Origin of the sequence: Candidatus Cytomitobacter indipagum (genome assembly GCF_008189285.1) — a bacterium.
Lineage (GTDB): Bacteria > Pseudomonadota > Alphaproteobacteria > CAJXXZ01 > 1604HC > Cytomitobacter > Cytomitobacter indipagum.
Map to the genome: position 1 here is coordinate 224,924 of NZ_CP043315.1, position 24,820 is coordinate 249,743.

The 24,820-nt window shown below is 29.1% G+C and carries 19 protein-coding genes and 1 other RNA gene; 11 read left to right on the forward strand and 9 right to left on the reverse strand.

Annotation, left to right across the window (positions count from 1 at the left end; translation table 11 throughout):
- Positions 1-17: 17 nt before the first annotated feature.
- Positions 18-593 (reverse strand): hypothetical protein, encoded by a 576-nt coding sequence (locus FZC35_RS00925; protein ID WP_148980791.1) that lies wholly within the window; start codon positions 591-593, stop codon positions 18-20.
- Between the two features lie 107 nt (positions 594-700).
- On the opposite strand from FZC35_RS00925, the gene FZC35_RS00930 reads away from it, so the two are divergent.
- On the forward strand, positions 701-1,144 hold the full coding sequence (locus FZC35_RS00930; protein ID WP_148980792.1) for a helix-turn-helix domain-containing protein: 444 nt from the start codon (positions 701-703) through the stop codon (positions 1,142-1,144).
- Between the two features lie 68 nt (positions 1,145-1,212).
- On the opposite strand, the gene FZC35_RS00935 is transcribed toward FZC35_RS00930, so the two are convergent.
- Both FZC35_RS00935 and FZC35_RS00940 read right to left on the reverse strand, forming a co-directional pair.
- Complete coding sequence (locus FZC35_RS00935; RefSeq protein ID WP_148980793.1) at positions 1,213-1,842, reverse strand: class I SAM-dependent methyltransferase; 630 nt, start codon at positions 1,840-1,842, stop codon at positions 1,213-1,215.
- Positions 1,843-1,975: 133 nt separating this feature from the next.
- A complete protein-coding gene (locus tag FZC35_RS00940) occupies positions 1,976-2,539 on the reverse strand; it encodes a class I SAM-dependent methyltransferase (RefSeq protein ID WP_148980794.1) in 564 nt (187 codons plus the stop codon).
- A 43-nt stretch (positions 2,540-2,582) separates the two neighbouring features.
- On the opposite strand from FZC35_RS00940, the gene FZC35_RS00945 reads away from it, so the two are divergent.
- The 3 genes from FZC35_RS00945 to FZC35_RS00955 all read left to right on the forward strand — a co-directional run bounded on the left by FZC35_RS00945 (position 2,583) and on the right by FZC35_RS00955 (position 7,769).
- Positions 2,583-3,776 (forward strand): PLP-dependent aminotransferase family protein, encoded by a 1,194-nt coding sequence (locus FZC35_RS00945; RefSeq protein ID WP_172618988.1) that lies wholly within the window; start codon positions 2,583-2,585, stop codon positions 3,774-3,776.
- Complete coding sequence (locus tag FZC35_RS00950; protein WP_148980796.1) at positions 3,766-4,647, forward strand: hypothetical protein; 882 nt, start codon at positions 3,766-3,768, stop codon at positions 4,645-4,647. Before FZC35_RS00945 ends, FZC35_RS00950 begins: the two co-directional genes overlap by 11 nt.
- 212 nt (positions 4,648-4,859) lie before the next feature.
- Complete coding sequence (locus FZC35_RS00955) at positions 4,860-7,769, forward strand: coiled-coil domain-containing protein (RefSeq protein WP_148980797.1); 2,910 nt, start codon at positions 4,860-4,862, stop codon at positions 7,767-7,769.
- Between the two features lie 13 nt (positions 7,770-7,782).
- On the opposite strand, the gene hemW is transcribed toward FZC35_RS00955, so the two are convergent.
- Positions 7,783-9,126, reverse strand: a complete 1,344-nt coding sequence (gene hemW, locus FZC35_RS00960; RefSeq protein WP_148980798.1) for a radical SAM family heme chaperone HemW — start codon at positions 9,124-9,126, stop codon at positions 7,783-7,785.
- A gap of 154 nt (positions 9,127-9,280) precedes the next feature.
- Here hemW and FZC35_RS00965 point away from each other — a divergent pair, with 154 nt between their 5' ends.
- Both FZC35_RS00965 and FZC35_RS00970 read left to right on the forward strand, forming a co-directional pair.
- Complete coding sequence (locus tag FZC35_RS00965; RefSeq protein WP_148980799.1) at positions 9,281-9,505, forward strand: hypothetical protein; 225 nt, start codon at positions 9,281-9,283, stop codon at positions 9,503-9,505.
- Positions 9,472-9,936 (forward strand): leucine-rich repeat domain-containing protein, encoded by a 465-nt coding sequence (locus FZC35_RS00970; RefSeq protein ID WP_148980800.1) that lies wholly within the window; start codon positions 9,472-9,474, stop codon positions 9,934-9,936. The genes FZC35_RS00965 and FZC35_RS00970 overlap by 34 nt, the downstream gene beginning before the upstream one ends.
- Positions 9,937-10,013: 77 nt before the next feature.
- On the opposite strand, the gene FZC35_RS00975 is transcribed toward FZC35_RS00970, so the two are convergent.
- Positions 10,014-13,592, reverse strand: a complete 3,579-nt coding sequence (locus tag FZC35_RS00975) for a hypothetical protein (protein WP_148980801.1) — start codon at positions 13,590-13,592, stop codon at positions 10,014-10,016.
- Positions 13,593-13,763: 171 nt separating this feature from the next.
- Between FZC35_RS00975 and FZC35_RS00980 the strand changes: the two genes are divergently transcribed.
- From FZC35_RS00980 to FZC35_RS00990, 3 genes are all read left to right on the forward strand, one after another.
- The gene (locus FZC35_RS00980; RefSeq protein ID WP_148980802.1) at positions 13,764-15,107 is read left to right on the forward strand and encodes an AMP nucleosidase; all 1,344 of its coding nucleotides are present in this window, start codon (positions 13,764-13,766) and stop codon (positions 15,105-15,107) included.
- A gap of 40 nt (positions 15,108-15,147) precedes the next feature.
- Positions 15,148-15,810 (forward strand): beta/alpha barrel domain-containing protein, encoded by a 663-nt coding sequence (locus FZC35_RS00985; RefSeq protein WP_148980803.1) that lies wholly within the window; start codon positions 15,148-15,150, stop codon positions 15,808-15,810.
- Between the two features lie 69 nt (positions 15,811-15,879).
- Positions 15,880-17,067, forward strand: coding sequence for a leucine-rich repeat domain-containing protein (locus tag FZC35_RS00990; RefSeq protein WP_148980804.1), 1,188 nt, complete (start codon positions 15,880-15,882; stop codon positions 17,065-17,067).
- Between the two features lie 67 nt (positions 17,068-17,134).
- Here FZC35_RS00990 and FZC35_RS00995 read toward each other — a convergent pair whose 3' ends face one another.
- Positions 17,135-17,677, reverse strand: a complete 543-nt coding sequence (locus FZC35_RS00995) for a hypothetical protein (RefSeq protein ID WP_148980805.1) — start codon at positions 17,675-17,677, stop codon at positions 17,135-17,137.
- A gap of 79 nt (positions 17,678-17,756) precedes the next feature.
- Here FZC35_RS00995 and FZC35_RS01000 point away from each other — a divergent pair, with 79 nt between their 5' ends.
- Entirely contained in the window at positions 17,757-20,486 is a 2,730-nt protein-coding gene (locus tag FZC35_RS01000) for a class I tRNA ligase family protein (RefSeq protein ID WP_148980806.1), read from the forward strand.
- A gap of 497 nt (positions 20,487-20,983) precedes the next feature.
- Here FZC35_RS01000 and FZC35_RS01005 read toward each other — a convergent pair whose 3' ends face one another.
- The 3 genes from FZC35_RS01005 to ssrA all read right to left on the reverse strand — a co-directional run bounded on the left by FZC35_RS01005 (position 20,984) and on the right by ssrA (position 23,259).
- Positions 20,984-21,976, reverse strand: coding sequence for a leucine-rich repeat domain-containing protein (locus tag FZC35_RS01005; RefSeq protein WP_148980807.1), 993 nt, complete (start codon positions 21,974-21,976; stop codon positions 20,984-20,986).
- A gap of 397 nt (positions 21,977-22,373) precedes the next feature.
- Positions 22,374-22,799 carry a ClpXP protease specificity-enhancing factor SspB gene (locus FZC35_RS01010; RefSeq protein ID WP_246118478.1) on the reverse strand — a complete coding sequence of 142 codons (426 nt, stop codon included), beginning with the start codon at positions 22,797-22,799 and terminating at the stop codon, positions 22,374-22,376.
- A gap of 112 nt (positions 22,800-22,911) precedes the next feature.
- Positions 22,912-23,259, reverse strand: a transfer-messenger RNA (tmRNA) gene (ssrA, locus tag FZC35_RS01015).
- 65 nt (positions 23,260-23,324) lie between these two features.
- Here ssrA and FZC35_RS01020 point away from each other — a divergent pair.
- Positions 23,325-24,725 carry a leucine-rich repeat domain-containing protein gene (locus FZC35_RS01020; protein ID WP_148980809.1) on the forward strand — a complete coding sequence of 467 codons (1,401 nt, stop codon included), beginning with the start codon at positions 23,325-23,327 and terminating at the stop codon, positions 24,723-24,725.
- The last annotated feature ends 95 nt before the right edge of the window (positions 24,726-24,820 follow it).

A 24,820-nucleotide genomic window follows, 5' to 3' on the forward strand; every position in this document is an offset into this window, starting at 1 on the left:
ATTTAGAATATATTGTATTATTTAGAACATATAAAATCTGATAAAAGCAATTCATGAGATTTGTATTCTTTGTCTATAATTTGAAGATTTCCTTTTTCATCAATATTATTTACATAGAAAACAGTCTCATTTTTTTTATCTTTTTTCCTAATAATTAAATTTTTCATCTCATTTTCAATTTGTTTCTTATTAATCATTTTAAGTTTGTTCATGAAAAAATGAATTTGATGACATATCTTAATAATAATATTTTTCTTGCTAATAATAGGCTTGATTTGTATGTGCAGTATATTCGTTTTATGAGTTTTGCATTTCGCAATTATATTGTTGTCAAAACATATGGTATTTGGCCAATCAAACTGATATCTTTTATCTATATTTTTTAACATACTATGTGTTGCCAATATACCTATAAATAGCAATATATGATTTTCAAGATCATTGATGATAAAATGAATATCAATCATTGTATCGCTTTGCAAGTCACTATTTTGCATAATAACGCTATAACTTTTTAACTGGTTATTTGATGCGTATTCTATTGGGTTGTCTGACATAATTAATTCAAAACCTAAGGGTAATTTGGTGTTCATATTTTATTATAATAACACTGTCATTAAAAAGATGATAAAATAATCTTTACTTTACTTTATTTAAAGTTATCTGCTTTATACTAAAAGTACACTACAAGGAATATGATATGGAAAGAAAAAATTTTAACGCACTGCTAGAGCATATTATTAGACTGAATAAAGTTGTTTCTAATGCCATGAAAAGCAATATTAAAGACATAGGCATTAGCGACTTATCTCCAACACAGGCAATTTTATTGCTATTTATATCAGAAAATAAATTTGGATTATTAGAATTGGCAAATAATTACTTCTTGCCAAATATACCGTATAACATAAAGCAAATGAAAAAATATGGATATATTAAGCAAGAGAAATCCAAATATGATAAAAGGGCATATGAAATCACTTTGTCTAAAAAAGGCGTAGATGCATTAAATAAATTGCAAATGGAAATAGACAAATATTTATTGAATTACGAAAAGTTTTTGACATTGTCTTTTGGAGATTTGATCTCTTCAATGCAGCAATTAGAAGATTTGTTCAAGCATTCAAAAGCTGTAGATATCTAATTTAATTGATTGAAAATGATCATACTGATTTAAGAGCGCACTTTATAAATTATTTGACTGATTTATTGTTAAAATGATTGATTGTTGCATAAATATAAATATGCTGGAGGGAAATTTCTCAACACATAGCTGCATCTTCTAGAGCTTATGCCATGCTTTTTTGCTTTGCTATTGAAGAATGGACTATAAGACATTTGAAGATAATCTGACCCTTCGTCAACAAATTTTTTAAATAATCTCATAATCTCATCAGTTTTTTGTTTTCCAAGAGAAACAAATGGAAGAGTAGAAATGAAGCTATTGATTTGAGTTTTAGAGTCAACAAAATTTTCAATTTCCAGTATATCAGCATTATATACCGATGCTTTGGGAAATTTCTTTTTCAATATATCGCAAAAATCTTTCTCTATCTCAAAGCATATAATTCTATCTTCTGGCACTCCAGATTTTATTAATGCTTCAGTTACCGTGCCAGTTCCGGATCCAACCTCAATAATTGGCCCAGGTTTATTTAAATCTATATTTTTTGCAAAATGAAATCCTATCCCAGAAGAGCTAGGAATTATAGAGCCCATTCTGAAAGGATTAGAGATCCATTTTTTGAAAAAAACTTTTTTACTCATTCTTAATTCTATCAAATACTTTAGATTATTTAAATGCAGCATTAATTCTTTTATTAATTTTGCAATATTAGGCATTGTACAATATTAGGCATTATAATGTTTTGCCAATATTAAGGGTTTTTTATTGAAAGCATTTCATTTTGTATCTTTAAAATTGTATATACTTGAATTTCTAAGATTATATAGCTTTATAGTAGAATTTCTAAGATTATATAGCTTTATAGCAATGTATATATGTCATTGGAATTCCCCAAACAGATTTGCAGAAAACTTTTTTCATTCCATAGCTTGCGAATGGTACAAATGGAGTGTATGCAACATGTATTATTACTCCATTATTTGATTTGAGCACATCTACACATGAAGTGATGATTTCTTTAGTGATAGTTTTTCCAACAGACATAAATGGTATTGATGAAATAATTACTTCAACATTGTTTAAAATGTCATTAGGTATGTATTCATTGAATTTAGATGCGCTTTTGTTATGAATAATTGCTTTAGGAAATTTCTTTTGCAATATTTTGCATAGTTCTTCATCTATTTCCACACAAATAATTTTATCTGCATTATTGCTGCTTGATATAAATTCAGTTAAAGCTCCAGATCCACTTCCTATTTCCAATATAAGGCCGTTATCTGAAACTTTTGGCATGCTGTGTATCATTTTTTTTCCAACTTTTGAAGATAAAGGCAAGAAAGTTCCCATGCGTTTAGGATTTTTTATCCAACTTTTAGCAAATTTAATATTCTCTTTGTTAAAAATAGCCATAATACAATTTTATCTAATACGGTCAGCAAATACTAGGATATAGATGCGATCTAAAGTATTTATTGATCGAAAAATGCATATTGATTGCTCAAAAAACGTATTTATGGTAGATTTTCTTATGTTTTGCTCTGGCCCAACAAAAAAATACAAAGAATGGCATCAAAAATCTAAAGATAAATTACTTCAGGATTTAGGAAGATCGCATAGGTCAGAATTATGGATAAAAAGAATAAGTGAAATATATAATTTGATTAGAGTTGCATTGAGAATTCCTGAAGATTATAAAATAGGATTTATTAATGGATCAGCAACATCTGCAGTTGATGCATTATTGTTGAATTTGCTTGGGAATAGACCATGCAATGTGTTAAAAACAGGAGTATTTAGCAATAGATGGTCTCAAGAAATATTTAATAAAATGAAGATGCCTGGAAAAACTATCGAATTTCAAAAAGATGCTATAAATCAAATAAATCAAATAAATCAAATAAATGCAGAATCAGACAAGCTAAATCAATGTCATGATAATAAATATTTGAATAATTATATAAATCCAAATCCAAATTGCGATTTTGTTTTCACAATGATTGAAACTACAAATGGTTTTAAATGGTTTGATGAAGAGGTTCTGAAAAAAATTAATGGACTAAAAATATGCGATGTAACTTCTGCAGTATTTTGTGAAGAAATTGATTGGAATTTGATAGATTGTGGAGCATTTTCATTTCAAAAAGCATTAGGCGGAGAGGGAGGAATTGGATGCATTGTTGTGAATAGCAAAGCATTAGAAAATCTCAATAAAAAATTTACTGTGCCACGATTCATGGAAATTAATGACAATATATTCGATGCAAAATTGAATAACACTCCATCTCTGATAGCATTGAATGATATAGAAATTAATTTGAATATTTTTATGGAAAAAGGAGGTCTGAGCAATGCAATAAAGCAGTGCAAAGAAAATCAAATTAACATAATGAAGTCATTAGGTGATTTGTTTTATAAGACATCTGATGCAAATGGAATGCTGTGTGTGGATTTTAAAAAACAATTGGGTGAAAAATCTCAATTAATTAAAATTTTGTCTAAAAAGTGTGAAGATTATGGAATATTTGATATATGTGGGCATCCAGAAGATGATCCATGTTTTAGATTTTGGGCAGGCCCAACATTAGAGTGGTCAGAAATTCAACCATATATTAATAAATTCATTAATATAGTAGAAAATGATATTTAGTAAAAAATTAGCAATATTATTCGCATATTTTACATTTTTCAATCATGGAAAAGAGAATAAAAATACAGCGAAAATGATAGTTGATATAGTTGATGATCAAAAATGCTATCAATCTCGAAATAATTTAGATAAATGCATATTAAATTTAACTACCTCTAAGAAGTATAAAATAAATCGTAATGTGTATAAAAGCAAAACAAATGAAGTAGAAAGATTTATTAAAAATTATAGAGCCAATGAAAGATATTTGAAAAAATCCAATTTTATAGGAGATGTTTATCCTGAGAGCAAATCGTATGATGTTGCATTGTTGGTGTATGATCCAAACCAGGGGATTGAAGTTTTTAGAGAGAAAGTAATCTTTTTAAACAAGCTTTATGAACAAGGATATAGATGGGATGTTGTAGAAGTTATAGTTAGCTCTAAAAGCAAAAATTATGGCTTTGAGGAAATACAAATATTGCAAAATAAGTATAATTTATTAAATATCAGGAGATATAATATAAAGCAAATACATAGAAAGCCATTAAATGATGAAGATATTGCACAAATTATATTAGAGCAAATGGAATTGAATATAGGGGATAAGATAGAATTTTACTCTCATGATCAGTCGTTATCTCAGATTATGCGAGATTGGTCAAATGAAAGCCCTAATACAAAAACAATTGACATACAAATCAATCCTATGATCCCTTACTATAAAGCTAGATGGAATGAATATTACAATCATAAATCTAATAAGATAGAAGTTGTTGGAAGCGCTGGAATCACAAACAAAAAAGGGCGAGTTGATATGTATTATAATGCAGAATTGATATTAAGTAGCATTGGTTTGTATTATAAATATGCGAATAAATACAGATTTTAAATCATTTTTATAGAATTTATTATGCAAATGTATTTATATATTATAGTTTTCTGCAATTGTTATTGCCTCATGAAATAAATAAATTACAGTTAACTTTTTAAGACAATTTATATGAATTATAAATTGAATTACATTAAAGATTATCAGAATTATAATCTAAATTTACAATATATTAATCGCGCAATGTTTCAATAAAACAAAATGGAGGAATAATGAATAAGAAATTGTTAGCCTTGTTAGCTGTATTTTCTATTAACAAATCTACTTTTACTAATAATGTGTCTGATGTAAGCAATAACCATTTAAGTAAGACATTTATTTGTGATGGAGTGATCCCTGAAGATGCATCTGATTGTTTTAAATCATGGATTAGTTCAATTAATGATGGAGATCTTATAAGAAAATTAGTTCATGATAAGCATGTATATACTGGTAAAAATGAAAAAGGAATTAAAGCATTTAGATTAAGATGCGATGATGGATTTGATGAATTGGTAGGATACAATTTTGACAAACATGAGATTGTTCGTTTTACTGGAGTAAATACAAGCGCAGACTTGCATGATGTTCAGCTAGGACAAGTTCATCAAGTTTCCAAGGTTTCTTTAGATCAAACAGAAAATATTTCAGATTTGATAAAAAATGGATCTATTAGTGATTCATTAAAGCACAAATATGAAGAAGTGCAAAAGTTTTTTAAAGCGCTTCAATTTCCTATTTCTTATATTATGCTAGGTAGAGATCCAAGCTTAAGTAGTTATATGCATAGTTTAAATGGAAAGAAATTTTCTATGGAAACAATTTGTGATGAAGTCAAATCTGGAAGGTCATTTTCTGATGCTTTCCAGCATATGCATGACACAATTAAGAGCGAAAAAGATAAATCTGAATTACAAGGCAATATTTCTCAATCTGAAGGAGTTCTTAAAGCTCATCTTTCAAGTGAAAATGATGAATTGCAAGAATTTGTTGGCGAACAAACTGATGCGCTTGCAGGTCAAAATAGAGTCATTAAATCAAAAGTTGGCGAATTGCAAGTATTCGTTGGCGAGAAAACTGATGCTCTTGCAAGTCAAAATGGAGAGATTAAAGTAAAAGTTGGCGAATTACAAGAATTAGTTGATCAGCGCACTTTAGCTCTTGCAAATCAAAATGAAGAAATTAAAACAAAAATAGAAGATGCAATTAAAGAGGCTGAAGAATTAGCTCAAGGAGTTGAAGAATGCTGTGTTGAATTAAAAGATAAAGTAGATTTAACTAACAAGCAATTCGAAGTTATTCCTGGTGAATCGCCAGATACTGATGAAAAAACTCAAAGAGAATTGCTTCTAAAAGCTCTTGCAAACTCTGAAGAAGCAAAAAATAAATCAAGATTTGAGCATTTGACAAATACCAATGAATTAAGAGTTGGGGTGAGCAATGGTTCAATGTTTGCTTATCATTTTGTGTATCACTTTATTTCAGATAAGTCATCTGTTACTGATGCAGAAGCAATGGTAATTATTAAAGAATTGTTTGCAAATATGAAATGTGGTTTTGGAAACCCATCAAATGACTTGTTAGAAGCAGTTAGATTAGTTGCAGAAAAAGTTGATGCAGAATCTTTTGATAGTTTTAAAGAATCTTACAAAAATATTGTGACCTTTAAAACTGGATTATATCCTTCTTCATCTTTAGAGATTACCAGCACTAACACTGCAATCAATGATTATATGAGATGGATGATGCCTATATGGATTAAAAACACTGATGATACAGGAGGGGCGCTTGCTCAAAACGTACAAGATAATTTTGACCAAGAACTGAAAGATTTTATTGTTAGTCAATATACTGAGACATCACATGATATGGCATACAATTTAGTTAGATGGTATGCGCATGTTGCTGAAAATACAGGAAGCGCTATAAAATGGGCTCATAATGCTATTAAAGCTATTAAAAATGTGCATATTCATTACATGTTTCCTATATTTAGTGGATATGTAGATGCAATGATAGATGAAGAAAGAAAGATAAATTCATCATATTCTTATAGCGACTTCTATAGAACAAAACAAGATAGCATTGTTCTTGATCTATATGGTATTTTAAATGCATTTGATATTGATTTAAACACAGTTAGCTTAGCAGATAAATATAAAATTCAAGATGAAATGGTAAAAATTGCAATCACATATGCGAGCGATATTCCTAAATATTTGAGTGAATTATATAGTACAAATCCAATATATTCACCTATCAAGAATACTAGCGATGGATATTATGTTGATAGAGGTTGGATTGATTCAAATGGTGATTTGTATGCAGTATTGCGTGCTTTTGTGATTGCGATAAATACAGATGACATAGAAGAAATATCAAATAGTTATGAGCAAAGCATATTGTTAAGAAATATTTTGAAGCATGGATTCAATAATACAATGCCTAATGTTTATAATTTAAGCACTACAGGATCAGGAGAGGATTACTTTATTAAAGGTAGCGGGTCAACAGATGTTCCTAATGCTGAAAAATCTAAATTATGGCATTTGCTAAATAGAAGCACAGGAGACTCTCATTTTCTAAAATTTGCAGATGACAATAATGCATTTTTCAAGATAACTGATTTCTTTGCATCTATTATGAGAAATAGCGATGTTTATGGAGATGAAGATCATGAAATACTTTCTACTATAGATGCTTGGATTGGTGAAAGTGTTGCTCAATATATGAATTCAGGAGATGAAGCAAGAAATGCAAATTATAGCGCTCACTATATGCATGCAATGAGAGCATTCTTTGAAGAATTGTGTTGCTATACATCAAAAAGACTAAAAGTAGCTAATGGGCAAGAAAATAAAATAGAACATTATGCGGCTATTTATGCTTTGTTGAATAAGTCATTGAATAATTACAAAGGCTTCACAAACAAAATGCACAATTTCTTTGAAGAAGAAAATTTGCCAGCAATGAAAGTGTTTGCATTCGAGCATTCTGTTGGTTATATTATGCATAAATGTATTAAGAAAATAATTGATTCTGGTAATGTTGGCGATGATTCTTTGATAGGCGCAGCAGCTTTGAAAGAATTTTTTGATATGTCTGCATTTTATGCAAAGACAAATTTTAATATTGAACGATAAACATAAAATATATTTAGAAAACTAAATATTTGCATATAGATCCATGTCTAATAATGCCTGATTTAGTTAGTTTTATATGATTTTTATCGACTTGAATATAATTATGTTTGAGCAAATTATCTATTTTTTCTTTGCTTAATATATCAATAATATTAACATTAAAACGATTTTCAAAATCAATCATATTAATCCCATAGACAAGCCTTAATCCCATCATAATAAATTCTTGAATTTGAGCTTGGGTGTCGATTTTTTCTAAATTTCTCAATCCATGCTCAAGATTTTGAACGTGTTTAAGCCATTTTTCAGGAGTTTTTATATTTTCTGTTGAATAGTAATTTTGGATATTAGGATTAGATGAGATTTCATTTATTGAATTTATGCTTTTTTTTATATCATTGCTATTTATTACGTTAAAATCACATTGATTATATTCAGACATTTTTTTTGACATATTAGAAAAATCATCATTATTTAGGAATAATCTTCCATGAGCTCCTGGTCCAATTCCTACAAATTGCTTGCTAAGCCAATAATTCTTATTATGCAGAGATTCATAGCCTTTCTTAGAGAAATTGGAAATTTCATATCTTTTATATTCATTTTTTTCACAATTTTTTAGTATTAAATTATAAAAATCTGCAACTTTATCATCATGAGGTAAGAATAGCTCTTTATTTTCTATTTGATGATTAAGCAATGTATTTTTCTGCAAAGTAAGCTCATATATGGAAATATGCTTTAGATCGATATCTAATAATTTATCAAGAGTATTTTGCAATATATCAAGCGTTTGAGTTGGAAGCCCATACATAATATCTGCAGAAACATTGTCAAAAATATCTAAGCTTTGCTTTATAAAATTCAGAGCCTCTTCTGCGTTATGAGTTCTATTAAGTAGCTTAAGTATGTCATTATCTAAAGATTGAACTCCAAACGAAATACGATTTATTCCAGCATTTCTGAAATCTTGCAGTGAATATGATTCAAGAGAAGAAGGGTTAGTTTCAAGTGTAATTTCAATTTCTTCGTTTGAATTGCTCAACCACTCATTTGAACCATTTGATGATGAGCATTTCCATAACTTCTTTGCTTCATTGATAATTTTATTTATATTGCTTGGCTTCATCAGAGAAGGGGTCCCACCTCCAAAAAATATAGATTCCATTTCATATGGAGCATATTGAGACCAATAATGCATTTCTTTTAGCAATGCATTAATCCATACTTCTTCATCTATAGAATCTCTGACATGGCTGTTTAAATCGCAATATGAGCATTTTTTCCTACAAAATGGCCAATGTATATACAAAGAAAATAACTTTTCTTTTTTATTGGGTTGATTGCAATAATTCATATTATATTAATTTAACATACTTATTGAGTTTAGATTGCATTGTATGCATTCATATTTAGAGTTTATGCTTTATCAATATTTATAAATGCAAATCATCGCATATTCTAGCTTACAATTAATAGAAAATAAATTAATTTTGTAATCTAGTATAGTTATGACACAGTGCAGTATGAATATAAGTAAATTATTGCTATCAGATATACTTATGCAATCTATGGTTACAGCACCAGATGAAGTAATGATTGATATGATGAAGGAAGATATAGAAGTATATAAAAAAGTTAGAGAAGAGAATGATACAAATCATCAAGCTATTATATTTAATCAAAAAGCATCCTTCCATTTATGTTCTGCGCAAACAAAAAACAAGTTGCAGTAGAAACAAAAGAAAGTTTGAAGGATTTGAAAAAGCTTGATTTGCGTAATGCGTTCATCACTTCAATTGAACCAGGAATGTTTGAAGGATTATCAACTGAGCCAGGAATGTTTGAAGGATTATCAACTGAACCAGGAATGTTTGAAGGATTATCAACTGAACCAGGAATGTTTGAAGGATTAAATAGTTTGACATATATTGATCTATCAGATAATAAAATCACTTCGATTGAATTAGAAGCATTTGTGGGATTAAGCAATTTGGGCACGCTTGTTCTATCACTCAATTACTTCACTTCACTTGAACCAGAAGCATTTGCAGGATTAGGTGGTGCGCAAACAATTTATTTTCAAGATAATCCACTAGATGATAAATCTAAAGATTGTTTAGAAAGACTAAGAAGAATATTTCCTTATATAAATACTTATTGCTAAATTTTTCTTATAAATTGTTTATCTTAAAAGATTAATATGCTTAGATATATCATAAAGTATACTCTTATATTGCATTCTTATATTATAGGAGCTATCCATTCGCTTATATCGATTTCATCTCTTCCATACTCTTGATTTATAAATTTTGCAAAAGATTCTAATTCTCCAAATTTTGTCAAAATTCCTAAGGAGCCGCTAATTTCTCTCTTTGGAGAAATAAACTTAAATGCCTCTCTAAGCAATTGTTTGTCTGCTATAGAATTAATTAATCCATTAAAAGATGAAACTATATTATTTCCTACATACGATAAGTGAGGGCGTATATGATAAAAATCCAAACTTGTAATAGAGGCATTTTCAATTGCTCTATCAACTCCTTCTCGATAAAAATTCTTATAGTTTAGTAAAATATTTGACATTTCTACAATAGCGCTAGGGCTATTTTGCAATTCTTTGCATCTATTTTTCATGTAACAAAGAATTCTCCCAAAATAACTATCCAAATAATTTGCCGCATTAGCAATTGCATCCTCATAATCACTTGCATTGATTAATTCATTATTTAAAGCAATTGCAATTTTCTCAATAGTTCTTCTTAAAAATACATACATATACTCATTGTTTCCATTATCAGAAAATCTAGTTAAATCAGAATCACACTCGAATCTCCATAAAGTTTGCTTTAAAGCGCTGCTATGATCTTTAAAATTCCTCATTACATTTCTAGAAAATTGATCGACAGATTCAGACATTTCAATCATTTCATCTACAATATCTTTAAATCCAGGATCAATAGTATAGTAGTAATAATAGGATGAGAATTGATCCACAATAAATTGATTAATGTTAAGCAAAATATTAGAAGTTAATTCATTAACATCATATCTATAATTAAATAAATTCAATGCAAAATGCATATTTTGTTTGTTTTGAATTGAAATGTAGCTTTCAACACTAGTTTCTCCAGGAATATAAGATTGCGTTGCGTTGTCATATTCTACTATATTTCCACTTATAAAGAAATTTACAATTCTTTGGCGCCAAGCACTTCCATATGCAGCATATTCATTGATTCTTTGAGCAACTAACTCAGGCAAATTATTATTACTATGACCCTGAATCACCCATTTAAATGCTACAAGTCCAAGTTCTGCACTTTCATTACTAGTTGCATCGACCAATTTTTCTTCAATATAATCATCAACTTCTGATATGCCAGATAATAACGGAATAATATTGTTTAAATCATTAACATGCAATTCATCAGCAAATTTTATTATGATTGCTTTTGTAAAATCAATTTGATCAATATCAGTGTCTTTTAGAGGAATAGTGTCATGAATTCTCATGCATCGATTTATCATATGATGCATAAGCTCCAACTTATATTTATTATCTAAATTTTCTAAATAAACATTGTTTTGTTGCAAGTTATTCAAAGGATTTTTATTGTAATTATTCCAAATATATCTATACGAATTATATATTGCATTTACAATGTATTTTGTGTTATTACTTTCAGAAAATGCAGAAACTCTAATCAAGGCAGGGGAGGCAATTCTAAAGAAATCACGATAATTCATAGGATTATTTTTATGCCTCTCTCTTATATAATCAATATATTGTGTTGAAAAAGATGCAAAAGAATCCTTCTCAACATAACTTGCAATATGCATGATTGAATCTAAAACATCATCGTTTAATTGACTTACAGGGCATGAGTATAAATCAAGAATAACATTAACAATGCTTAATGCATGCTCTGTATCTATTGAGGAGGATTCAAAATCTGCCAACATGCTTTTTACATACGCTGTAAATGAAAAATCAATACCATTTTTCATTGCATTTGTGATGTGAGCGTAATCAAATCTCTCTAACTTGCCTATTATTTTCCTAATATCTCCATGAGCTGTATTCAAAGCATGAAAAAAAGCATCATCTTTTCTATTATGCGGATTAAGGTGATAATCAATTTGACGATCAATCTCTTCTGCTTCAAGCTTGATTTGATCTGCTACTTTTTTAATATGACATATTGCTTCTCCTATATTATCATTGCAATCAACTGCAAGTTGAGAGCTAATTTGTGTATTCATTCCATCTACCTTTGAGCTAACTTGCCCAACTGCAGCACTAACGTCATCAACTTTCCCATCAATAGCACTTGCTTTCATTTCAATTCTATCAACTTTGATTTCAATTTGATCGGCTGTGTTTCCAACTGTATCTACTTTTGTATCAACTTGCCCAACTGCAGCACTAACGTCATCAACTTTCCCATCAATAGCATTCGCTTTAGCAATTATTTGGTTAGATTTTTGTCTAATTTTCCCTACTACAGTATCGATGCCATCTACTTTTGTATCAACTTGCCCAACTGCAGCACTAACGTCATCAACTTTCGAATCAACTTGACCAATTGCATTGTTGATACCATCTATTTTCCCATCAATTACTCTTGATTTATTTAGAAGTTTATTGGTTTTTTGCTTAACCTTGTCTATTTCTACATCAGTTTCAAGTATTTTTTCTTTAATAGCTTCAGTTTTTGTGTTTAGATTATCTAACAAAGATTGTATATCAGAATCTATTTTTCTTACTTGCCCCTTCAGATATTCAGGATCTGCATTTGAAACTTCATTCAAAATCCTATTGAAGTCTGCAGGATTATTCGCTCCAAAAAATGATATCAATCCTCTTTGAACATTGCTGAAAAATACATCGCCCGCATCCTGACCTCGCAAGATATTTAATATTGCTTCTAATATATTTTGCCCATCATCTGTATTTAGCAGCTCTTTTACTTCATTGCAACTTATTTGCAATTGCGTGTATATTTCTTCATCTTGAATAGCATCAACTCTCAATGCAATGTGTCCAAGATAGCCAAATATAGTCGTCAAATCATCTGTATGAGCGCTTCCTGCTGTATCTTTCAATTTATTTACAGTTTGATGCAATGCAGAAATATCAGCATGAACATCCTCTTTTATTGAGTCAGCATGCTTGTTTTGATGGTACAAATCTAATATATCGCTTAAAGAATCATGAACAGATTTTCCAACTAATTTAGATTGAGAGCAAATCAGCTCCTTAGTGTATTGTTGATCATGATCTATTGATATATTCGGGTTAGTTAAGATTTCATATTGTAAGATCAAGCCTCTCATAACTTGAAAAAATGATACTATATCTTTCAAATAATCTTGCTCGTCTGAGTCAATATTATAATCAATTAAAACTTTTTCCATTACGCTAAGGTCAATTGCATTTTTAGCAACTGCATGAATTTCCCCATCTTGCATATCATGCAAGGCACTATGAGAATCTTTTATTTTATACACAGCTCCTTCTAGATAATTATATGTATACATTCCTGTATATTGTTTGTTATTTTTATTTGATGAGATGAGATACCCTATAATTTCATCACTACTTGTCTCTAGATTTTCTAATCCATTATAAATAGATCCATTTTTATGCCTAATTAAATTGTGACCTAATAATCCTGTAGACCATTTTTTCACATCATCGCTTTGATTTTCTAACATTCCATCGCATGGCTTAATTTTCTGCAATATTGAATTTTCAACATTTTTAGAGTTAAGCTTTAATAAGCATAAAAGCGTTAAACAATATAATTTTTTGTTCATAAATACACCATAATTATAATTACATTAGACAGTAATGCTAAATTTAATATAAATTTGTGCAAAAATTATTGCAATAATTAATAATTAATAATATTTTAAAAATATTTTAAAAATTGATTTGCAATTGATTTGCAATTGTAAAAATCAATAAATCAAGATATGATTTACTAAATGTCAACTGTTTTTGATCAAGTAATTAAAAATATTAAAAAATTTACTAATATCACTGATGCATTTAGTTATTGCATCGAGTTATATGAAGAAAAAACCAAGCTATTAACTGAGTCTGCAGACTGCGAAAATCGCACTGTTAATTATCCATACATTGGAATAATATCTAAAAATGATCAAAAGTCTTGCTATTATGGAAATACCATCACGCATCCTGTAATGCTGAAAAGATACTATACAGATCAAATTAACAAAATAATAAAAAATGGAGAATTTGAATTTCTGGTTGGAGAATCTTATTATCCAATGTCTTTAGCGTTCGTATGTGAAGATTTATTTAATATTGTAAATAAAGAAAAATCTATAATTATGCCTTGCATAACAAGAATCAGAAAAGGAATGCAAGAAATTGAATATGGGAAAAATATAAAAAGAATTGGTTTTTTTCATGCTGAGCACATTGATTATTGCTTGAACAGATTGCATCATTACTGCGGGTCACATTCTAAGCATTTTCAAAATAATATAATTTTTGCCAATTACAAAATGTATGTAGATTTCTTTGTTGAAGATGGGAAAAAATGGGTTAATGAAGGTATTTATGAATGCCTTCTTGGTCCAGATATAGAATATTATGGAGAAAATCATGAAAATAATTCTGACATGTACTCAAAGTCAAAAAAACATTCTTCACTTCCTCAAATGCCTGCGTATCATTTAAAAAAAGCAAACGGGGATGGAATAACTATCGTTAATGTTGGGGTTGGGCCAAGTAATTCGAAGAGTATCACAGATCACCTTGCAGTTTTGGCTCCAAAGTCTTGGCTTATGCTTGGGCATTGTGCTGGATTGCATAATGCAATGAAGCTTGGAGATTATGTGATCGCTCAAAATTACATAAGATATGATTATGTTCTTGACAAGCATGTTCCAAACAAAATTCCAATTCCAAGTTGTGGGAAAATTGTTAAAAAATTAGAAGATCATATTGAAGAATGCAAAATCAATGGAGAAAAGCTATACAAAGGCTCTCTAATAACAACTGCCGACAGAAATTGGGAATTAGATTGTGAAATGGTTCATGATTTTATAGAATCAAAAGCAATTGCAATTGATATGGAATCAGCAACAATAGCAACAAATGCATTTAGGTTTTCAATTCCTTGTGCGACTTTCTTGTGTATATCAGATATGCCGCTTCATGGGAAAATAAAATTACGCGGAATGGCAAAAAATTTCTACCAAACAAAAGTAAGGCATCATTTTAATATTGGAATGTTTTCTATTCAAGATTTATATAAAGAAAAGCGTGAAAAAGCAAATAAATGTACAAAAATAAAATAGACAAGTCTTTGAAAAAAAATAATAGAAACAGCACAGAAAAATGAAGCTATACCCATCCATATTTGCATTTAAGGATCTTAATATTGGCAATGAGATCTCTAGATTTGATGGCATTTCATCAGGATTGCATGTTGATATAATAGATGGAAAATATATAAATAATTTCGGATTCCCAATATATATGACCAAAATGCTCAAACAATACACAAACAAGTCAATTCATATTCATGTAATGGGATTTATCGATGATTTAATAGGCGAAATTATTTCATGCAATCCTGATGTGGTTTTTTTTCATGCAGATTCAACATCGAGCCCTCAAAACATTATAAATATTCTGCAAAGTAATAATATACAAATAGGCTTGGCAGTTTCAGATTTCAAAAAAGAGATTTCTTTGCACGATGAGATTGATTTATGTAAAAATTCTTACAAAAATAAAATAGTTGATTTATATAAAGTAAATAATTTAAATTATCTTTTATTTATGACTGTAAATCCAGGAAAATGCGGACAAAAATTTATTGAAAGTAAAAAGCTAGAATTACAGCAATTAAATGAGATTTTTCCAAATGTCAAAATCATAATAGATGGAGGAGTAAATCCTGATATATTAAAACAAGAATGCATTAAAAATAATGTATATGGAGCAGTAATTGGTTCAGCGCTCTATAAATATAATGTTTCTCATTTTAAACAATAGACTTTTGTTAAATAAAAATAAGCATGCTATAATACAAGATGAATACAAACAAACTATTATTATCAGTTTGTGCAATCTATTGTTGCGACACCAGACCAAGCAATGCTTGATGAGATGAGAGCAGACATAGAAATATATAAAAAAGTTAGAAAAGAAAATGATGAATGTGACAAAGCTATAGCATTGAATAGAAGGCATATTATGCCATTTATGTTTTATATAAGCAGAAAACAGGTTGAAGTAGAAACAAAAGATGAAAAAGGAGCTATAACAAAAGCTGAAGAGCATATTATAAATGCAGATAATGCAAAAGATGTTATTTCTTTCTTAACAGGAGATGGCCTTTTCTATAAAATTGATCCAAGTAATCCAAATTATGTAGAAAACGAAAATTATAAATTAAGCTATCCATTTGATGCATTGAAATATAATCTTGCACACTATATTGATGTTAATGAATTTAGATTTGAAAACATACAAAAATGTGCAAGCAGTGGAATATTACATATTAGAGGAAAGGAGCAATACTTTTCTATGAAGTATGTCTCTATGCATGATGACGAAGTGAAAAAGAGCTTAGGGTGCTTGCAACTTCTTACTCTAAGTGGTTATATAGTTCCTTCACTTGAAAAAGGAGTATTTGAAGGATTGGATAGCTTAAATACTCTTGGGTTATCATGCAGAAGCCTGCGTTCAATTGATCTTGGAGCATTTAATGGACTAAATAATTTGAAAGAGCTTCACATGTCACGCACCTCATTATCAAGTTCATTGAAACCAGGATTATTTGCAGGATTAAGCAATTTGATAAAGCTGAATCTATCGCATAATAAATTCACTTCACTTAAACCAGGATTATTTGAAGGATTGAGTAGTGTGATAAAACTTAATCTATCAGACAATCAAATCACTGAAATTGAACAAGGGGTATTTGAAGGATTGAGTAGTGTGACAAAACTTAATCTATCAGGCTGTAAACTTACTTCACTTGAACCAGGAGCATTTGCAGGATTGAGTAGTGTGACAGACCTTGATCTATCAGACAATCAAATCACTGAAATTGAAAAAGGAGTATTTGAAGGATTGAGCAGTTTGAAAAGCCTTGCTCTATATGAAAATCAAATCACTGAAATTAAACCAGGAGCATTTGAAGAATTAAGTAGCTTGACAGAGCTTAATCTATCACGCAATAAAATCAATTTTTCACCTTTAGAAGCTCTAAGAGAAAGATATCAAAATATAAAAATTGTAAGTTAGAATCTGCTTTAAAGTAAATTTTAGATTGAAATTAACAATAAATGATTTAAAAAATTCCAAACAACTATCAAACAGGCATATAAATATACAAAGGCTCTTTTATGCAATTTGCATGATTTTCATTTATAGAATTCATGAGCTTTCCTGCATTTTGTATTAATTCTATTTTCATATCATTAAGATCATCAATCAAATTCATTTCTTTCTCATATATCATCTTATACTCTTGATCGATATCTAATTCTTTTCGAAATTTTACTTCCCATTTATTGTCAAAAACAAGAAATATATTTCTATTCAGCCTGATTAGTAAATTCTTAGGATTGTCAAGCAAATCTTCCATATTATGAGATGAAAAATTAATATGCAAAAATACTCTTTTAAGTGCCGATAAAGTGCTATATGCAATGCGTATGCTAGAAAATGATCCAGGGCCGCTTATAGAATTGAAATGAGACAAATCATTCATAGATAAATCATGTCTTTTCAATAATATTCCAATGCATTCAAGCAAATTATTTGATGGGGTCTTAACATGCATTTTCCCTGTGAAATCACTACCATGCCATAATTCAATAAAAAATTCTCTTTGTATGAAAAATATATTCAACCTATACACTTAATAATACTAAGCAATTTATGTGCATCAAGCTAGTTTGTATTGGGTTTGTAATATATAATTTGATATTATGAATCAAATTCAAATAGATCAAATGGAACAATCAATTAAGAAGCTTTGGAAAGAAAGTAATTTATATAAATCTGAAATTTCTTCTAAGCCATCATATTGTATTTTAGATTTTTTCCCATATCCAAGTGGAATTGGACTTCATGTAGGGCATACAATTGGTTATATTTCTACTGATATTTTTGCAAGATTCAAGCGAATGCAAGGAAATAATGTGCTTTATGCAATGGGATTTGACTCTTTTGGATTGCCAGCAGAACAATTTGCAATACAGACAAATCAACATCCTGAAATTACAACTCAAACCAATATAAAAAACATGAAAGCACAGTTAGAAGCTTTGTCTTTAAGTCATGATACAGACAAATCTTTTTCTACAACTGATCCAAAATATTACAAATGGACTCAATGGATATTTACTAAATTATATAATAGTTATTTCAATAATATTGAGAAAAAAGCAGAAAATATAGAAGAGTTGCGTAAAAAGCTGAAATCAAAAACATTCTCTGTGGAAGATGGGGAATTGATAGAAAAATCTAATAATTATTCCCAAAAAGAAATAAGTCAACTTATTAATGAAATGCGATTAGCTTATTTGGATGATATTGAGGTAAATTGGTGCCCAATGCTTGGAACAGTTCTTGCTAATGAGGAAGTGAAAGATGGGAAAAGTGAGCAAGGTAATCACCCTGTAGAGAAGCGCCCAATGAAACAATGGATACTAAGAATTACAAAGTATGCAGACAGATTGCATGATCAATTAGATCAGCTAAATTGGCCAAGCAATATTATTACTATGCAGAAAAATTGGATTGGGAGAAATGAAGGAGTTAAAGTATATTTTGATAGCAAATATGGAAAAATAGAAATCTTCACAACTCGTCCAGAGACAGTTTTTGGAGTAACATTTATAGGAATTTCACATAATCATCCTATCTTGCAAAAAGCTGGGATCAAATCCGATAAAGAGCAAAAAATTGGCTATGCGATTCATCCTTTAACTCAAAAGGAAATCCCTATTTGGACAACAGATTATGTAATTCAAGAATATGGAACTGGGGCCGTAATGTCAGTTCCTGCTCATGATCAAAGAGATTATGAATTTGCAAAAAAGCATAATATTGAATTTAAATCTGTAATTAAAGCTCCATATTTATGGTTGAAAGAAAATAAATCTGAATGCATATCTGATAGTAAATTATTAGATGAATGGAAAGAAAATCCTTGCAAATTTAAATCTGCATTTGAGAATAAAGCCCCTTTATTTGCTCCGCAACAGTTTGAAATTCATGAAGATATGTCTGTTAAAAATCAAATTAAACAAGTGATTCAATTTTTGGAAGAAAATAAAGTTGGTAAAAAAACTACAAATTATAGATTGCGTGATTGGTTATTTAGCAGGCAAAGATATTGGGGAGAACCATTTCCAATTGTTTTTGATGAATCAGGAAATGCATATTCAATACATGAAAGTTGTTTGCCAATTACTTTGCCAAAACAATATGACTTCAAACCAGCTTTAAATCAAGAAAATGCAGAGCCTCCACTTGCAAAGGCTAAAGAATGGAAATCTGTTAGAGGAATTGTCATGGATGATGGAAGTGTTAAAACTTTATCTGATTCAGATCCTAAAAATCCTGATGAGCAAATTTTCAAACGAGAATTAAATACAATGCCAAACTGGGCTGGATCATGCTGGTATTATTTAAGATACATGGACCCTCACAATGATTCTTCAATTGCGTCCCAAGAAGCATTAAAATACTGGTCATGCAATGATATTGGATCTGTAGATATGTATGTTGGAGGAGCTGAACATGCAGTATTGCATCTATTATACGCGCGATTCTGGCATATGGTTCTTTTTGATTTGGGGCATGTGCCAAACCCAGAGCCTTTCAACAAGCTTGTAAATCCTGGAATGATGACTGCAGATGCTTATAGCAATTCTCGTGGATTTTATATAGATATAGAAGATGTAGAGCTGAAAAATAAAAGTGCATTTCAAATTTCTACTGGTGAAGAATTAAATATTGAGCCAGGAAAAATGGGCAAAAGATATAAAAATGGACTGGATCCACGAAAAGCATGCGATAAATATGGAATTGATATATTTAGAATGCACGTAATGTATATGGCGCCAATTACGCAAAGTAGATCATGGGATGTATCAAATATCAAAGGAATGGAGAGGTTTTACAGATCAATTCATGCAAAAATAGCAAAATGCATTCAGAATTCAGAAAAATCTACTGATAATCCAACTAAACTGCATCAAACTATTAAATTTATTACAGAAGAAATGTCAAATATGAGATACAATACTTCAATTGCAGCGTTAATCAAATTAAACAATGATGCAGAAAAGTTTTCTCTTGATGATTCAGTTAAAGTTTTGCAAATGTTATACCCTTTTGCCCCTCATTTGAGCGAACATTTATATCAGGAAATTAAATTAATTAATAATATTGAGCATAATTGCATAGAGCAGATCGAATGGCCTCAATATGATCCAAATCTACTGCAAGATGATACAACTAAATTACCAATCAATATTAATGGGAAAATAAGAGATGTTTTGGAAGTTAGCGTAGATATTGTTGATGAAGAGATAAAAAATTTGATAAGCAAAAGCGAAAAAGCTGCAAAATATATATCGTCCGACATAAAGAAATACATTATTATTAGAAAAAATAATAAACCTATTATCGTTAATATAGTTTGTTGATTTAGTAGAGGTGATTTTGTAAAGAAATATTAAGATTTAGATATGCTTTTTACAGTTTCATATTTATAATTGCAACTTTGCTTCAATTTGTGTTTGCATAAACATTTTATTTAAAGATGAATTTCTTCTAAATTAGATGGTTTTTTAAACATTTCCGATCTGATATAAGAAATTATATCATATGATATATAAATCTTTTTCAAGTATTTAACTTATAAATGTTTCAGGCTGAAATTCAACAATTTTCTTTCTTATATATGGATTTATTGGATAGTTTATAAAACTCATTTCTGTTTGCTTTTATAAAGAATGAGGCGATATAATTTTCGACACTATTTGTTATTAGCCAATTTGCTTGTTTATCATATCTACTATTTGGCTTTTCATGAATTACAGATTGCATCTCGCAAAATACAATTGATAGAAATATTTTAATTTATAATTACATTAGACTATATCATGATTTTGCACATTAATAATTAATCAACAAATTAATTTTATAAATCAATATTAATATTTGGATATACCTCTTTTAGCTTTACTAAATATTCCTTGGATTTGTAGTCTAATGGATTGTCATTTAAATTTATATTTTTCATAATATGAAAATCAATTCCTTTAAATGTCTCTGAATTAATTGAAGTAATTTTATTTCTACATAAATCAAGTTTTATTAAATTTCTTAATCCTGCAAATACTCCTGAATTTATTGAAGTTATCATGTTATTATCCAATTGAATTTTTTTCAAACTATTCAATCCCTCAAATAATTTTGGCCTAAGTTCAACAATCTGGCTATTTTGCATATAAAGCCTTGTTAGGCTATTTAACCCTTTAAACACTCCTTCTTCAAGATCAGTAAACTGACCATTTTGAAGATAAAGCCATTTTAAGTTATTTAGGCCATCAAATATCCCTGGCTCAATTTCAATCATTTTATTATTCTTTAAATTTAATTCTCTTAAATTATTTAATTGCATATTTGTATCATCATCATGCAAGGAAATATAGCGCATATAAAAATACTCTTCTCCAGCTCTTGTTTTGCTACAGCAAACATTTTCAAACTTATCTGCATCTATATATCTTGCAAATTCATATTTGAATTTGTCAAAAGGATAATTTAATGCATAATTTTTTATTTTTTTATAATATGGATCTTTTGGATCAATCCTATAAACTTCACTTCTGTTTTTTGTTGTTAAGAAAGAAAGAATAACTTTTTTAATATCTTCTCCTATAGAGCTAATGCTATTGAATATTATTTTATTTATTTCTCTATCTCTTGTTATGCGATCTCTTGTTATGCAATCCTGAAGTAGATTATTGTATTTTTTGTTTTTAGACATTTCCTCCATTTCTTCTTTATTTTCTTTTCTAACTTTGTTGTAAATTATAATATCCTGCCGCATATTATCAGTATATGCATCATATCCTGCTGCTATATATTTCATAAGAATAGATGTCAATAACAATTTATTTACATTCATGCTGTATTATATCATAACTTTATTGGATCGCGAAAATTAATTAATTAATTAATTAATAAAATAAATTTAAATAAAAAAATTTAGAATTTTATATAATTCTTTTTTCAGATTTCCTAAACAATGCACTAATTCATTTTCCAAACAATGTACATTTAATATAATTTTAACCATTTGGAATTAATATGTATTTGCTACCAAACACACAACCCTGGTAGCTTTTTCATTCATATTCATTTTTCTAATCATTAATATAAGTTTGGTTAAGTGAATAAAACATATTTATTTGTAAATTCATAAAAAACTATTGAATAATTGAAATCTCTTTTCTTAATATGATTTTTGTATATGATTCTTTAGAAATTGTATTATTGATTTATCATTTTGGATTTTTAATCAGTTATAATTTTGAGTATAAATGAGGATCAAAGTATATTATTTTCCCTTTAACATCAATTTCATCTATATTAGGAATTTCCTTCAAATCCGGAGAGAATTCTAATGAAAAATTATCGGAAGGATCTGTAATATACATCAATGCATTAAATGGAACAGATATATCATATTTTATTCCTGAAAATGTTAAATTCACAGAAAATCCTTGATTAGAAATTTCTAGATTTTCAAATTCATTTTGTAACACAATAGTCATAGTTTTTGGGTATTTTTCTTTAAAGCTATCCGGTATTGAAACATTTGGATGTTTTGTAGAAAAAGCTATGTAAAGATGTTGCTCTCCCTGCAATCCATGCTTTATAACATCTCTAAGAATATCTCTAACAAACAGCCTCAAATATTCTTGTAACTTTTTTTTGTAGTTTTGCATCACAAGCCTCATAATAAATGTAACAAGTATTTTTCTGTTAGTCTATAATATGAATGATTTAACTAGCAAATACAAACAAAGTAAAATTTTTATTTTTATATCATTTATAAAATTTGCAGAGTTTCTGTTGCTCGGCACTCTACAAGCCGCATGCTTATTTGACTTGCTTATATTTTAAAATCAATTAAGCGAACGCAAGCTCTGAACTAACATTACTGTTTGCTGCAGATTGCGGGTTAAATACATTATTTGCATTTATTATTTAGTTTATTCCGGTCACAACACCGAGTAAAAATCAAATCTTTCAATTCACGTCGATCCTAATTCATCCCCATATGGTGGAGATGTCGGGTTCTGCCCCCGAGTCCGCTAAACCTATTAAATTTAATGTTTATTACTATATTTACAGACTAGCTGTAACTTTTTAATTCTATATCTTTATATTCATAAATTCAATCAATCACAACAATTCCACTTATCAATATATTTCTCATGCAACCTAATAAAGTTATGATATAATGCATAATGAATATAAACAAATTATTACTATCAACTATAATCATGCAATCTATGATTGCAGCACCAGATAAAGTAATGCTTGATGAAATGAGAGCAGATATAGAAGTATATCAAAAAGTTAGAGAAGAGAATGATAAGGATCGTGAAATTGTATCGGGAAATAGAGAGTTTGCTATTTCTTTTATGTTTGATCTAAAAGCGAAAAGCAAGGGTAAAGAAGCATCGTACTTAAAAGATAATATTAATAAAGACATTATGAATATTATTGTCTCTTTCTTAATTGGAAACGGTTTTTTCTATAGAATTGATCCAAGCAATCCATATTATGTAGAAAATGAAGATTATAAATTAAGCTATCCATTTGATTCATTGAAATACTGTCTTGCAAAATACATTGATGTTAATAATTTTGAATACGTAGATCATGATGGCAGATTTATGAGAAAAGAATACTTTGGCATGAAGTATATTTCTATGCATGATGATAAAATAGAAAAAAGTTTGAATGGCTTGATAGAGCTTGATCTATCGCGTAATAAAATCACTTCAATTGAACCAGGAGCATTTGCAGGATTGAGTAGTTTAACAAGGCTTGATCTATCAGAAAATCAAATCACTTTAATTAAGCCAGGAATATTTGAGGGATTGAGTAGTTTGACAGAGCTTGGCCTAGCACACAATCAAATCACTTCACTTGAACCAGGAATATTTGAAGGATTGAGTAGTTTGACAGAGCTTGGTCTAGTATGTCATCAAATCAAATCACTTGAATCAGGGGCATTTGTAGGATTAAGTAGTTTGACAGAGCTTAGTCTATCAGACAATCAAATCACTTCAATTACAAGAGCATTTGCAGGATTGAGTAGTTTGACAAAGCTTAATCTATATAGAAATCAAATTGCTTCAATTGAACCAGGAGCATTTGAAGGATTGGGTAGTTTGACAACGCTTGATTTATCATTGAATCAAATCACTTCAATTGAACCAAGAGTATTTGAAGGATTGAGTAGTTTGACAAAGCTTGATTTATCATTGAATCAAATAACTTCAATTGAACCAGGAGCATTTGCAGGATTGAGCAGCTTAACAGAGTTTTATCTATCGTATAATAAAATCACTTTACTTGAACAAGGAGCATTTGCAGGATTGAGTAGTTTGACAAAGCTTAATCTATCAGGCAATCAAATCACTTCACTTGAAAAAGTAGCATTTGAAGGATTGAATAGCTTAACAGAGCTTGATCTATCAAAAAATCAAATCATCTCACTTGAATCTGGAGCATTTGAAGGATTGAGTAGTTTAGAATGGATTGGCTTAAGTTGCAATCCTATAGATGATAAATCTAAGGATTTTTGTAAATTTAAATTCAATTCCAAACAACTATTAAACAGGCATATAAATATATAAAGGTTCTTTTATGCAATTTGCATGATTTTCATTTATAGAATTCATAAGCTTTCCTGCATTTTGTATTAATTCTATTTTCATGTTATTAAGATTAT

Coding starts and splice junctions, on each gene's coding strand:
- FZC35_RS00965 (WP_148980799.1), top strand. CDS start 9,281: ATGACACAGTGCAGTATGAATATAAGTAAATTATTGCTATCAGATATA.
- FZC35_RS00925 (WP_148980791.1), bottom strand. CDS start 593: ATGAACACCAAATTACCCTTAGGTTTTGAATTAATTATGTCAGACAAC.
- FZC35_RS00945 (WP_172618988.1), top strand. CDS start 2,583: ATGCGATCTAAAGTATTTATTGATCGAAAAATGCATATTGATTGCTCA.
- FZC35_RS00970 (WP_148980800.1), top strand. CDS start 9,472: ATGTTCTGCGCAAACAAAAAACAAGTTGCAGTAGAAACAAAAGAAAGT.
- FZC35_RS00985 (WP_148980803.1), top strand. CDS start 15,148: ATGAAGCTATACCCATCCATATTTGCATTTAAGGATCTTAATATTGGC.
- FZC35_RS00935 (WP_148980793.1), bottom strand. CDS start 1,842: ATGCCTAATATTGCAAAATTAATAAAAGAATTAATGCTGCATTTAAAT.
- FZC35_RS01005 (WP_148980807.1), bottom strand. CDS start 21,976: ATGAATGTAAATAAATTGTTATTGACATCTATTCTTATGAAATATATA.
- FZC35_RS00940 (WP_148980794.1), bottom strand. CDS start 2,539: ATGGCTATTTTTAACAAAGAGAATATTAAATTTGCTAAAAGTTGGATA.
- FZC35_RS00950 (WP_148980796.1), top strand. CDS start 3,766: ATGATATTTAGTAAAAAATTAGCAATATTATTCGCATATTTTACATTT.
- FZC35_RS01000 (WP_148980806.1), top strand. CDS start 17,757: ATGAATCAAATTCAAATAGATCAAATGGAACAATCAATTAAGAAGCTT.
- FZC35_RS00930 (WP_148980792.1), top strand. CDS start 701: ATGGAAAGAAAAAATTTTAACGCACTGCTAGAGCATATTATTAGACTG.
- FZC35_RS00980 (WP_148980802.1), top strand. CDS start 13,764: ATGTCAACTGTTTTTGATCAAGTAATTAAAAATATTAAAAAATTTACT.
- FZC35_RS00975 (WP_148980801.1), bottom strand. CDS start 13,592: ATGAACAAAAAATTATATTGTTTAACGCTTTTATGCTTATTAAAGCTT.
- hemW (WP_148980798.1), bottom strand. CDS start 9,126: ATGAATTATTGCAATCAACCCAATAAAAAAGAAAAGTTATTTTCTTTG.
- FZC35_RS01010 (WP_246118478.1), bottom strand. CDS start 22,799: ATGCAAAACTACAAAAAAAAGTTACAAGAATATTTGAGGCTGTTTGTT.
- FZC35_RS00955 (WP_148980797.1), top strand. CDS start 4,860: ATGAATAAGAAATTGTTAGCCTTGTTAGCTGTATTTTCTATTAACAAA.
- FZC35_RS01020 (WP_148980809.1), top strand. CDS start 23,325: ATGAATATAAACAAATTATTACTATCAACTATAATCATGCAATCTATG.